Source organism: Pseudomonas sp. 18.1.10 (genome assembly GCF_024655625.1).
In the GTDB taxonomy this organism is placed as follows: Bacteria; Pseudomonadota; Gammaproteobacteria; order Pseudomonadales; family Pseudomonadaceae; genus Aquipseudomonas.
In genome coordinates this window covers 1-13,041 of sequence record NZ_JANLGL010000164.1, presented here as the reverse complement: position 1 = coordinate 13,041, position 13,041 = coordinate 1, and the positions used below count along the sequence as shown (strand labels likewise).

At 63.3% G+C, this 13,041-nt stretch carries 8 protein-coding genes; 7 read left to right on the top strand and 1 reads right to left on the bottom strand.

Annotation, left to right across the window (positions count from 1 at the left end; all coding sequences use genetic code 11):
• Nucleotides 1–134 precede the first annotated feature (134 nt).
• Entirely contained in the window at nt 135–5,003 is a 4,869-nt protein-coding gene (locus tag NUV89_RS22340) for an NAD-glutamate dehydrogenase (protein ID WP_257783013.1), read from the bottom strand.
• 489 nt (nt 5,004–5,492) lie between these two features.
• Here NUV89_RS22340 and NUV89_RS22335 point away from each other — a divergent pair, with 489 nt between their 5' ends.
• The 7 genes from NUV89_RS22335 to NUV89_RS22305 all read left to right on the top strand — a co-directional run bounded on the left by NUV89_RS22335 (nt 5,493) and on the right by NUV89_RS22305 (nt 12,967).
• Nucleotides 5,493–5,846, top strand: coding sequence for a hypothetical protein (locus NUV89_RS22335; protein ID WP_257783012.1), 354 nt, complete (start codon nt 5,493–5,495; stop codon nt 5,844–5,846).
• 278 nt (nt 5,847–6,124) lie between these two features.
• Nucleotides 6,125–7,084, top strand: a complete 960-nt coding sequence (locus tag NUV89_RS22330; protein ID WP_017739127.1) for a MoxR family ATPase — start codon at nt 6,125–6,127, stop codon at nt 7,082–7,084.
• A 5-nt stretch (nt 7,085–7,089) separates the two neighbouring features.
• Nucleotides 7,090–8,022, top strand: a complete 933-nt coding sequence (locus NUV89_RS22325; protein ID WP_017739128.1) for a DUF58 domain-containing protein — start codon at nt 7,090–7,092, stop codon at nt 8,020–8,022.
• Nucleotides 8,019–8,513: a DUF4381 domain-containing protein gene (locus NUV89_RS22320; protein ID WP_257783011.1), complete on the top strand. Its 495-nt coding sequence runs from the start codon at nt 8,019–8,021 to the stop codon at nt 8,511–8,513. The genes NUV89_RS22325 and NUV89_RS22320 overlap by 4 nt, the downstream gene beginning before the upstream one ends.
• Nucleotides 8,506–9,594 carry a VWA domain-containing protein gene (locus NUV89_RS22315; protein WP_257783010.1) on the top strand — a complete coding sequence of 363 codons (1,089 nt, stop codon included), beginning with the start codon at nt 8,506–8,508 and terminating at the stop codon, nt 9,592–9,594. Before NUV89_RS22320 ends, NUV89_RS22315 begins: the two co-directional genes overlap by 8 nt.
• The gene (locus NUV89_RS22310) at nt 9,591–11,330 is read left to right on the top strand and encodes a tetratricopeptide repeat protein (protein WP_257783009.1); all 1,740 of its coding nucleotides are present in this window, start codon (nt 9,591–9,593) and stop codon (nt 11,328–11,330) included. Before NUV89_RS22315 ends, NUV89_RS22310 begins: the two co-directional genes overlap by 4 nt.
• The gene (locus tag NUV89_RS22305; RefSeq protein ID WP_257783008.1) at nt 11,327–12,967 is read left to right on the top strand and encodes a BatD family protein; all 1,641 of its coding nucleotides are present in this window, start codon (nt 11,327–11,329) and stop codon (nt 12,965–12,967) included. The genes NUV89_RS22310 and NUV89_RS22305 overlap by 4 nt, the downstream gene beginning before the upstream one ends.
• Nucleotides 12,968–13,041: the final 74 nt, after the last annotated feature.

Genomic DNA, 13,041 nt, shown 5'->3' with positions numbered 1-13,041 from the left:
AACATCTTTGACTGAACCACCGCATTCGCGAGCAAGCCCGCCCCCACATTTGCACCTCATTGTTTGATCAATTGTGTTCCAACAAAAAAGCCCCCGTATCTCGCGATACGGGGGCTTTTGTTTTCAGCGTCAGATCAAACCGGTGACAACACCGACTGACCACTCAACGCCAGGTCCAGCAACTCACGGTTGGCCACCGCGTACATGGCGTAATCCGTACCGACCGCAGCACGAATTTCTACCATCATCGCCACCCAACGATCAGCCATGTCCTTGTGCTGCTCAAGCCACAGGGCCACGCGGGCTTCCATGTCTTCTGGCGCATCGGCCATTTGCAGGACCGAAATGGTGATCGCCCGTTGCTGCCAGTCCACATCGTCGCGGAACGCTTCGCGGGCCTGGGCCTGCCAGTTGTTGGCTACCGGCAGATCGCTGATCTGCTGCAGGTACCACGGCAGGTCCAGGGCGCTGCCCACGGCGAAGTAGGCCTTGGCCACTTCGGCGGCGTCATGCCCGGTCACGTCGGCGGCTTCGATGATCGGCAGCAAAGTGTACAGGTGGGTAGTGCCTGCAACCATGCGCGCCAACAACTCCGGCACACCGGCTTCGGTGTATTTGCCGTAGCGGTTCTGCCAGCCTTCGCGGGTCGGGCCTTCCAGCAGTTCGTCGAGCTTGAGGCCCAGCGCGGCCAGGTGCGGACCGAAGTGCGCGGTGTCACGGCCAGCGTCCTGCTCGTTGCGACGGCTACGCAGGAACCAGCGTGTAGCACGGCGGCCCAGGCGCATCAGTTCATCCATCAGCTCCAGTTGCACGTCGGCGGAAACCTGGTGATCCAGGGCTTCAATCTGACGGAACCAGTGCGGGAGGTGGAAGATGTCACGCACGATCACATACGCGCCCGCCACGTTCGCCGGGCTCATGCCGGTCGACTCTTTGAGCCGCTGAACGAAGGTGATGCCCATGTGGTTGACCAGGTCGTTGGCGATCTGGGTGCTGACGATCTCGCGCTTCAAGCGGTGGCGACGCATGGCTTCGCCGAACTTGGCCACCAGGCTCGGTGGGAACGCGGTCTCCATGTCGCGGGTCAGGTAGTCGTCATCCGGTACCAGGGACTTGAGCAGCGCTTCCTTGAGGTCGATCTTGCTGTAGGAAATCAGCACCGACAGCTCTGGACGGGTCAAGCCCTTGCCGGTCGCGGCGCGCTCGACAAGCTGCTCCTCGGTCGGCAGGTACTCGATGGCGCGGTCCAGTTTGCCACGGCCTTCCAGGTCGCTCATCAGGCGCTTGTACTCGGCCGCACGTTCGTAGGCACGGCGCGCAGCCAGGGACAGGGCCTGGGTCTGCTTGTAGTTGTTGCCCAACACCAGGCTGCCGACTTCGTCGGTCATGCTCGCCAGCAACTGGTTGCGTTGCTTGTCGGTCATGTCACCGGCCTGCACCACTTCGTTGAGCAGGATCTTGATGTTCACTTCGTGGTCGGAGCAGTCCACACCACCGGCGTTGTCGATGAAGTCGGTGTTGGAACCGCCGCCATTGAGGCCGAATTCCACACGCCCCAACTGGGTCATGCCGAGGTTACCGCCCTCGCCCACCACCTTGCAGCGCAGCTCGTTGCCGTTGACGCGCAGCGCGTCGTTGGCCTTGTCGCCCACGTCGGCATGGCTTTCGCTGCTGGCCTTGACGTAGGTACCGATACCGCCGTTCCACAACAGGTCCACCGGCGCCTTGAGCAAGGCGTTCAGCAGTTCGGTCGGGGTCAGCTTGTCGGCGGCGATGTCGAAGCGTTCTTTCATCTGTGGCGAGATGGCAATGCTCTTCGCGCTGCGCGAAAAGATACCGCCGCCTTCGGACATGATGCTGGTGTCGTAATCCGACCAGGCCGAACGCGGCAGCTCGAACATGCGCTGGCGCTCGACAAAGCTGGTGGCCGGGTTCGGGTTTGGATCGATAAAGATGTGCAGGTGGTTGAAGGCTGCGACCAGTTGCAGCTTGTCGGACATCAGCAAGCCGTTACCGAACACGTCACCGGCCATATCGCCGACGCCCACCACGGTGATGCTGTCTTCCTGCACGTTGATGCCGCGCTCACGGAAGTGACGCTGCACACCGACCCACGCGCCCTTGGCGGTGATGCCCATTTTCTTGTGGTCGTAACCGGCGGAACCACCAGAGGCGAACGCATCGCCCAGCCAGAAGCCGTAGTCGATGGCGATGCCGTTGGCGATGTCGGAGAAGGTCGCCGTGCCTTTGTCCGCTGCCACTACCAGGTACGGGTCATCGTCGTCATGACGCACGACGTTGGCCGGTGGCACCAGCGCGCCATCTTTCAGGTTGTCGGTGATATCCAACAGACCGGAAATAAAGATGCGGTAGCAGGCGATACCCTCGGCCGCGATCTCGTCCCGGCTGCCGCCCAGTGGCAGGCGACGCGGCAGGAAGCCGCCCTTCGCGCCCACTGGCACGATGACCGAGTTCTTCACTTGCTGGGCTTTTACCAGGCCAAGCACTTCGGTACGGAAGTCTTCTTCACGGTCGGACCAGCGCAGGCCGCCGCGAGCGACGTTGCCGAAGCGCAGATGCACACCTTCAACCCGTGGCGAGTAGACGAAGATTTCAAACTTCGGCACCGGCTTGGGCAGCTCGGGAATGGCGCGCGGGTCGAACTTGAAGCTGAAGTACGACTTGTTCTGGCCGTTGGCGTCGGTCTGGTAGAAGTTGGTACGCAGGGTGGCCTTGATCAGGTCCAGGTAGCGACGCAGGATGCGGTCTTCGTTGAGCACCTGAACATCGTCCAGGGCGGTGAGGATCGCTTGTTCCAGGCGTTGCTGCTTGTCTTCCAGATCTTCGGCCGTGAGCTTGCGCGCCAGGTAGAAGCGGGTCTTGAACAACCGGGTCAACTCGCGGGCGATGTCGGTGTGATTGTTCAGGGTGCTGGCGATGTAACCGAGGTCGAAGCCCAGGCGGATCTGCTTGAGGTAACGGGCGTAGGCACGCAGCAGTGCCACGTCGCGCCATGGCAAGCCGGCGGTGAGTACCAGGCGGTTGAACGCATCGTTCTCGGCGTCGCCATGCACGATGTGCACGAAGGCGTCTTGCAGGGTGTCGTTGAGCTGCTGGATGTCCAGGTTCACGCCTTCGGCGGCGATGAACGCGAAGTCATGGATCCAGAACTCGCGGCCATTGGCATGGCGCAGGCGATACGGGAACTCGCCCAGCACACGCAGGCCGAGGTTTTCCAGGATCGGCAGCACGTCGGACAGCGCCAGCGGGGTGTCGGCATGGTAGAGCTTGCAATGCAGCTCACGCTGGCCGGAGACCTGGCCCAGCGGCTGATAGAAGCTCATCACCAGCGGGTTGGCTTCGGTCAGGCTGTTGAGGTGCTGCATGTCGACCACGGCCGAATGCGCGGCGAAACGCTCGCGGTAACCGGCCGGGAAGCCTTTCGGGAAGTCCGCCAGCACATTGGTGCCCTGGGCTTCGCCGAAGCTTTCCACCACCAGGCTGGAGTAGTCGTCCTGCCAGCTGCGGCAGGCCTGCACCACTTCTTTTTCCAGTTGCAGCGGGTCGATGTCCAGGCGGTTCTTCGGGTCAACCCGCAGAATCAGCTGCACGCGAGCCAGCACGGACTCGGAGAAGAAGGTCCAGAATTCGCAGTCCGAGGCTTTCAGGCGATCCATCAGCACTTGCTGGATCTTCTGGCGCACTTCGGTGGAATAGATGTCGCGCGGCACATAGGCCAGGCAGTAGCAGAAACGACCGTACGGGTCTTTGCGCAGGAACACGCGGATCTTGTTGCGCTCCTGGATCTGCACGATCGACATCACGGTGCTGAACAGCTCGTCCACCGGGGTCTGGAACAGGTCGTCGCGGGGCAGCACTTCAACGACTTGCGCCAGCTCCTTGCCCAGGTGCGCCTTGGCCTGGAAGCCCGAACGGCGTTCGATCTCGGCCACCTTGCGACGGATATACGGGATCACGCGCACGCTTTCGCCGTACACCGATGAGGTGTAGAGGCCCATGAAGCGGTGTTCCTTGATGACCTTGCCGTCGGCGCTGATTTCGCGGATCGACACGTAGTCCGGGTAGGCCGGGCGGTGTACGCGGCTTGGGTGCGCCGCCTTGGCGAACGACAACACGGTCGGTTCACGCAGGTAGTTCACTGCATAGTCTTCGATACGCAGGTCTTCGGCGGTGAGGCCGGCACGCAGCAGTTTGGTCAGACCGAGGAAAGAATCGGCGTCATATTCGATATGACCGCCGTCCGCCTCGTCACGTACCACAAACTCTTCATAGCCAAGGAAGGTGAAGTGGTTGCCCACCAGCCATTCCAGGAAGCTCTTGATCTCGGCCTTTTCTTCGCCGTCGATGCTGAACTGGCTGGCGTCGATACCGGCCAGCAGGTCCTGGACCTTGGCTTTCATCGGTTCGAAATCAGCCACGGCCACGCGCACTTCGCCCAACACCTGCTCAAGCTCTTTGCTCAGCACGTTCAGCTCGGCGGCATTGGCGCAACGGTCGATTTCCAGGTACATCAGCGATTCTTGCTGGATGCCTTCGCCCTGGGTGCCTTTGGGCAGGATTTCCAGCAACTCGCCCTTGCTGCCACGACGCACGCTGAGCACGGTGGTTTGCAGGGTGTGGATGCTGTAGCCGCGACGGTTCAGCTCGGTACGGACCGAGTCCACCAGAAATGGCAGGTCATGGTGCAGCACTTCGACCGCCGTGTGGGTCGATTGCCAGCCATGACGTTCGTAATCGGGGTTGTACACCCGCACTTGCGGTTGGGTGTGGTCAAAGCGCTCAAGCAGGCGCCACGCAGAGAGAGTGCAACCGGCCAGGTCGGAAAGGCGACGCTGGGTCAGTTCATCCAGGGAAATGATGCCGAAGAATTGTTCAGCGAACAGCGCCACTTGTGGCAGTGCCTGTTCACTGATGTGCTGCGCCAGTGCCGCTTGCAGTTGATGCTGGAAGTCGGCCTTGCTGGCTGCGGTGAAGAACGCCATCTGTGGTACTCCGCTTGGGCTTGTTATTGATGAAAGCGTCGCGTGTTATCCCCTTGCGGGGAGACCGTCGCCCTTATTCGCTGGTAATCATAGAAGCACCATAGCGAATCAAAGCGACAGGTGGGTGAAGCTGCACAAGACAACGGGGTCACATACAACTTGCACAAGATGCGCACCGGGCCAGATGACGGTACGACGGGCAGGTCAGGCGCCTGGCCCATGCACATCCGTTGCGCAGCTTAACGAGTGTGGGAAGACAGCTGCTTGCGGTGCTGCGACATATTCGGTCATCGGTACGCAGGCTGGGGGTTGCAACTTGGGCAACCCAAAATTTTCGGTGAAAAAACCGCGTATTTTTAGCGCACCGAGTACCGGAAATGACTGATAGCACGCGTCAGGTCATGCACTGGGTCAGACACAGGATGCAGCACAAAATTCGCGGCAATGGCACAATTGCCCGCATTACGCCCCGCCCAGACAGGATTCCCCATGCTGCAACTGACAACCGACGCGCTGATGGCCACCCCGTGCGATGACGAAGAAGACAACATGGCCATGCTCTGCTGCCACGGCAAGAACGGCGAGATGTTCATGCTCACCCGCTACCCGGATGAAGACGAAGTGGAGCTGACCTGGGACTACGAGCCATCGACCCTGGACGGGCTGAAGGTCACCCTGGGTGACACGACCCTGCTGGTGGAACTGGCGGCCGGCGATGCGGACGCGCTGGGCGGCAAGGATCAATTGCAGATCACCCACGGCACCGCTGCATCAGACATGGCTGAAGTCGAAGAAACCCTGCAAAACATCCTCAACGGCACCGGCACCTTCACCCGAATTTAAGCCGCACAAGAGATCAAATGTGGGAGCTGGCTTGTGTGGGAGCGGGCTTGCTCGCGAAAGCGGAGTATCCGTCGCTATTTTTGTTGACTGAACCACCGCATTCGCGAGCAAGCCCGCTCCCACATTGTCTTGCGCACGCCAAACAAATTTCCTACAAGTTTTGCCAAAAATACTCATTACGCCGTTAGTCGCCACACCCCCCGATGCATTAAAGTAAGCCTCCCTAGCCCGGCGTTTTGACTCGACCCCAGGGCGCACCTCTCTAGGAACCGTCATCGATGGAACATCGTGAAGCGCTGCTCGCGCTGCGAACCTTTCTTTCTACGCAGATTCTCGGCCAGGAAAAACTCATCGATCGCCTGTTGATCGCCCTGCTCGCCGACGGCCATATGCTGGTGGAAGGCGCGCCGGGCCTGGCCAAGACCAAGGCCATCAAGGAGCTGGCCGAAGGCATCGAAGCGCAGTTCCATCGCATCCAGTTCACCCCCGACCTGCTACCCGCTGACATCACCGGCACCGAGATCTATCGCCCGGAAACCGGCAGTTTCGTGTTCCAGCAAGGGCCGATCTTCCACAACCTGGTGCTGGCGGACGAAATCAACCGCGCCCCGGCCAAGGTGCAATCGGCCTTGCTCGAAGCCATGGCCGAGCGCCAGGTCAGCGTCGGGCGCAGCACCTATGAGCTGTCGCCACTGTTTTTGGTGATGGCCACGCAAAACCCGATCGAGCAGGAAGGCACCTACCCGCTGCCCGAAGCCCAGCTCGACCGCTTCCTGATGCACGTGAAAATCGGCTTCCCGGACGCCGCCGTCGAGCGGCGCATCCTGCAACAGGCCCGCGGCGAAGCGCTCAACGGTGAAACCAAGCCCGAGCGCCGTGTCAGCCAGCAAGCCATCTTCGCCGCACGCAAGGAAATCCTCGGCCTGTACATGGCCGACGCGGTGGAGGAATACCTGGTGCAACTGGTCATGGCCACGCGCACCCCGGCCAAGTTCGACCCGGAGATGGCCGAATGGATTGCCTACGGCGCCAGCCCGCGCGGTTCCATCGCCCTCGACCGCTGCGCCCGCGCCCATGCCTGGCTGGCCGGGCGTGACTTCGTGAGCCCGGAAGATATCCAGGCGGTGCTGTTCGACGTGTTGCGCCATCGCATCATCCTGTCGTTCGAAGCCGAAGCCGCGGGCATTGACCAGGACCGCGTGGTGCAGCGCATTCTCGACGTCGTTGCCGTCGCTTGAACCCCATGAACGCAAGCGATGGCATCCGCGTCACCCTCAGCGAATTGATCGAGATGCGCCATCGCGTGCGCGAGGTGCAACTGTTTTCCACGCCGAGCCAGCGCAGCCCGCTGATCGGCCTGCACCACTCCAAACTGCGCGGGCGCGGCGTCGACTTCGACCAGGTGCGCGTGTACCAGGCGGGCGACGATGTGCGCACCATCGACTGGCGCGTCACCGCACGCACCCAGGAGCCGCACACCAAGCTGTTCCATGAGGAGCGCGAGCGGCCGATCTTCATCATGGTCGAGCAAAGCTGCCGGCTGTTTTTCGGCTCGGGGCAGATGTTCAAGTCGGTGCTGGCCGCCCAGGCGGCGAGCCTGATCGGCTGGGCCGCCCTGGGGCATAACGACCGCGTCGGCGGCCTGGTTTTTGGCGACAACGAGCACTACGAAATCAAGCCCCGGCGCAGCAAGCAAAGCCTGCTGCAACTGCTCAACCGCCTGGTGCGCGTCAACCAGAGCCTGAACACCGAAAGCCATCCCGAAGCCGATGCCCTGGGCATGGCCCTGCGCCGTGGCCGTGAAGTCTTGCGTCCCGGCAGCCTGGTGATTGTGATCTGCGACGAACGCGCCCTGACCGAAGGCGCCGAGCAGCAATTGAGCCTGTTGTCACGGCATTGCGACCTGCTGCTGTTGCCGATCTCCGATCCGCTGGACCACGCCCTGCCCGCCGCCGGCCTGCTGCGTTTTGCCCAACGCGGCGCTCTGTTGGAGCTGGATACGCTGAACTACGATTTACGCCAGGCCTACAAAGCCCAGGCCGAAGCGCGCATCGCCCGCTGGGAACTGCTCGCGCAGAAACTGCGGGTGCTGCTGATGCCCTTGAGCACCCAGAGCGAAATGGTCGAGCAACTGCGCGAATACCTCAACCCGCAGCGTCCGGTGAAAAAGCAATGAGCAACCTGGACCAACTGCAACCGCTGATCGCCCCGCCGGCCATCGGTTTCTGGCCGCCTGCGCCGGGCTGGTGGCTGCTGTTGCTGCTGATCCCGCTGCTTGGCTGGGGGCTGTGGTCGCTGCGGCGCTTCCTGCCGGCGCGGCGCCCTGTGGCCCGTGCCGAACAACCCCTGGACCCGCTGCGCATTGCCGCCCTGGCGGAACTGGCGCTGATGCCCAAACCCTACGACGGCGCCCCGGCCGGCGCTTGGCTGCAACAACTCAACGGCCTGCTCAAGCGCCTGTGCCGCAACGACTACCCCTACAGCCAGAGCCACACCCTCAATGGCCGAAAATGGCTGGCATTTCTCGACAACCGCTGCCCCGCTGCCGGCCTTACGCGGTGGATGGTGTTGGTGGAAGGCGCCTATAAACCCGAATGCAAACTGGACGACAAAGCCATCGCTGGCCTGACCCAAGCCGTCGACACCTGGATTCGCAAACATGTTTGAGTTCGCCTGGCCGTGGATCTTCGCCCTGTTGCCGTTACCTTGGTTGATGCGACTGGTGCTGCCCGTCGCCGACAGCGGTGAGCCAGCCTTGAAGGTCAGCTACCTGGGCGACCTCGAAAGCCTGGCCCGCCGCCGTGCCCGCGTGAACCTGCCGGGCTGGCGCCAGCAAGCGCCGTTCGTGGTCCTGTGGCTGTTGCTGCTGACCGCCGCCGCCCGCCCGGAATGGCTCGGCGAACCGCTGCCGATTGCCGCCAGCGGCCGCGACCTGCTGGTGGCGGTGGACGTGTCCGGCTCCATGGACTTCCCCGATATGCACTGGCAGGACGACGACATCAGCCGCCTGAGCCTGGTCAAACACTTGCTCGGCGATTTCCTTGAAGAACGCGAAGGCGACCGCGTCGGCCTGATCCTGTTCGGCAGCCAGGCCTACCTGCAAGCGCCCCTGACCTTCGACCGCCGCACCGTGCGCACTTGGCTGGATGAAGCGCGTATCGGCATCGCCGGCAAAAACACCGCCATCGGCGATGCCATCGGCCTGGCCCTGAAACGCTTGCGCCAACGCCCGGCCCAAAGCCGCGTGCTGATCCTGGTGACCGACGGCGCCAACAACGCCGGGCAGATCGACCCGCTCACCGCCGCACGCCTGGCCGCCGAAGAAGGCGTGAAGATCTACCCCATCGGCATTGGCGCCGACCCCGAGCAAACCGGTTCCCTGGGCATCCTCGGCGTCAACCCGAGCCTGGACCTCGACGAGCCGGCACTCAAGGCCATCGCCCAGGCCACCGGCGGGCAATACTTCCGTGCCCGCGACGGTGAAGAGTTGCAAACCATCAAGGACACCCTCGACCAGCTCGAACCGGTCGAACAACAACCGACCCAGGCGCGTCCAGCGCAGGCGCTGTACAGCGGCCCGCTGGCCCTGGCGCTGATCCTGAGCCTGTTGCTGGTGATCCAGGAGCGCTGGCCGAACAACGCCCTGCAACGCCTGTTCAACAAACTCTCAAGCAAGGGGATTTTCCTGCAACAGCACCCCGAATGGCGCAAGCGCCTGCAACGCCTGCGTTTGCGGAGGCGGCGATGATCGACCTGTGGCCGCATTGGTTCCGCCCCTGGTGGTTGTTGCTGCTGCCGTTGCTCGGCTGGCTTCTGTGGCAGTTGTGGCACCGGCAGAAACGCGCCGGGCGTTGGCAGATGATTCTGCCGCCGGCCTTCCATGCCGTACTGCTCAGCGGTGGCAACGGCCGCGAAAGCAAATCGCCGTGGGTGGTGCTGGGCATTGCCTGGCTATTGGCCGTGCTGGCGTTGCTGGGGCCGAGCTGGCAACGGGTTGAACAGTCCAGTCAAAAGCCGTCCGACCCGTTGGTGGTGTTGCTGGAACTGACCCCGGAAATGCTCGCCACCGACAGCCCGCCCAACCGCCTGGAACAGGCGCGGCGCAAGCTCTACGACTTGCTGCAGGCGCGCAGCGACGCGCAAACCGCCATTGTCGTGTATGCCGGCAGTGCCCACACGCTTGTGCCGCTGTCCGACGACCTGGCCACCAGCCGCAACCTGCTGGAAGCCCTGCGCCCGTCGATCATGCCCGAACCCGGCCACCGTGCCGACCTGGCGGTGGAAAAAGCCCTGGACCTGCTCAAGCGTGGCGGCCTTGGTCAAGGGCGCTTGCTGCTGATCGGCTCGTCGCTGTCCAAACAGGAGCGCCAGGGCATTCGCCTGCTGCTGCAAAGCGCGCAGGCGCCGAGCCTGTCGATCCTCGGCATCGGCAGCCGCGAAGGCACGCCCGTGACCCAGGAAAGCGGCGAATTCCTCAAGGACGAACAGGGCGCGATCCTCGTGCCGCGCCTCGACAGCCCGACGCTCAAGGCCTTCGCCAACGAAATGGGCGGCCGCTACCGTGCCGCGCGCCTGGATGACAAAGACCTGCGCCAGCTCGGCGTGCTCGACCCGCCCCAAGCCCTGCGCGACGACGGCCAGCGCCTGCACCTCGACACCTGGGCCGACCAGGGTTATTGGCTGCTGCTGCCCTTGCTGCTGCTGGCCGCCTGTGCCGGGCGGCGCGGCTGGTTGTTCTGCTTGCCGCTGTTGCTCCTGGTCGCGCCACAACCCAGCTATGCCTTCGACTGGCAGGACCTGTGGCTGCGCCCCGACCAGCAAGGCCAGTACCTGCTCAAGCAAAAACGCCCCGCCGAAGCCGCCGAACACTTTCAAGACCCGCAATGGCAAGGCGTGGCGCTGTACGAAGCCGGCAACTACGCCGAGGCCATCAAGCGCTTTGCCGAAGGCAATGACGCCTACGCCCACTACAATCGAGGCAATGCGCTGGCCAGATCCGGTGAGTTGGAAGCCGCCATCGACGCCTATGAACAGGCCCTGGAAGCCCAGCCCGACCTGCAACCGGCGCTGAAAAACAAAGCCCTGCTGGAAACCTTGATGCAGGAACAGGCGCAGCCGGAACCGGAAAAACCGGCAAAGAACGAAGATGACGAAACCACCCAACCCGGCCAAACTGCGCAACCGGGCGCCAGCGGGCAAAACGCTACGGGGGGCGAGCAATCGTCCCAAGGCCAGGGCGAAGCCGGCACCGGCGATACCCAGACCGGCGCCACGCCCCACCCCGGTGGCAACGAAGTGCCGGGCAGCGAACTGGGGGATGAGCAAACCACCACCCCGCCGCTGCGCCCCAGCGACGCGAGCCTCGACGGTGAACACCGCCAGGCCCTGGAACAATGGTTGCGGGAGATCCCCGACAACCCTGGCGAACTGCTGCGCCGCAAATTCTGGTACGAACAGCAACAACATCAGGACAAGACTCGATGAGCCGCCGCCCCACCCTACTGCTTCTGCTCGCGTTATCGGCAGGCCACGCCCAGGCGGCGAACCTGGTCGCCAGCGTTGACCGCAGCCGCCTCAACTCCGGGGAAACGGTGGAACTGACGGTGGAATCCAGCGACGTCACCCAGTTCGGCAAACCCGACCTGTCGCCCCTGGACGCGCAGTTCGAAGTCAGCGGCACCCGCCAGCTCAACCAACTCACCACCCTGGGCGGCGACAACCACGCCACCACGCGCTGGATCATCACCCTGCTGCCCAAGGAAAACGGCACCGTGGTGATCCCGCCGCTGCAAGTGGGCGAATACTCGACCCAGCCCATCAGCCTGCAAGTGGTCGAGACCGCCAGCCAGAACACCAACGCCGAACTGGCGCCGGTGTTTGTCGAAGCCAACCTCGACCAGAGCAGCGTGTATGTGCAGGCCCAGGCGCTGCTGACGGTTCGCGTGTACCACTCAGTGTCGCTGTATGACGACAGCAGCCTTACCCCCTTGCGCATTGCCGATGCCCGCGTCGAGCAACTGGGCGAGTCGCGCACCTACGAAAAGGTCATCAACAGCATCCGCCACGGCGTGATCGAAACCCGCTACGCGATCTACCCGCAACACAGCGGCGTGCTGGATATTCCGGCGCAGACCTTCAGCGCCACCTTGGTGGAATCACGCCCGCCCCAGGAAAACACCCTGCAAGGCACCAAGCCCGGCAAGCTGATCCACGTCAGCTCGGCGCCGCTGCCACTGACGGTCAAGCCCAAGCCAGAGCTATACCCCGCCGATGCACCGTGGTTGCCGGCACGGAGCCTGACCCTCGACGAAAGCTGGAACCCCGAGCCTGAACATGTGCAGATCGGCGACTCGCTGACCCGCAGCCTCACGGTCAAGGCCGAAGGCCTGTCCAGCGCCCAACTGCCGTCCCTGCCCAGCAGCGAGATCAACGGCCTGCGCCGCTACCCGGACCAACCGGTGCTCGCCAACCAGACCAACGACCGTGGCCTGATCGGCAGCCGCGAAGACCGCGAAGCCTTGGTGCCCAACCGCGTCGGCCCGCTGGAACTGCCGGCGGTGGAAGTGGTGTGGTGGAACACCCACGAAGACCACCTGGAACGCACCAGCCTGCCGGCGCGCACCTTGCAGGTGGCCAATAACCCAAGCCTGGTGGTGGATACGCCCGCCACGCCCACCGTCATCACTGCGCCGGACGACAGCCGCCTGTGGTTGTGGCAACTCAGCACGCTGATCCTGGCCTGCACCACCTTGCTCGGCTTCAGCCTCTGGTGGCGTGCGCGCAGGCAGCCCGCCGTGCTACGTGCCGCACAAACCGGCCCCAGCCCGCGCACCCTGCTCGACGACCTCAAGCGCGCCACCCAGGCCAACGACCCCCAGGCCACCCGCCAGGCCCTCGACGCCTGGGCGCGGCAGCAACCGGAAACCCTGGCCGAGATGGCTGCGCGGTTTATCCCGCTGTCTGATGCGCTGGACGGTCTCAACGGCGCGCTCTACAGCGAAAGCGGCCAGTATTGGCTGGGTGAAGAACTGTGGCGCGCGGTAAAAGCCATCCCAATGGCCGAACGCGAAGCCGACCCCACCGCCGACACCACCAGCCTGCCACCGCTCTACCCCAAGTAACTGACACCACACAGATCAAAATGTGGGAGCGGGCTTGCTCGCGAATGCGGTGTACCAGTCAATACATGTGCTGA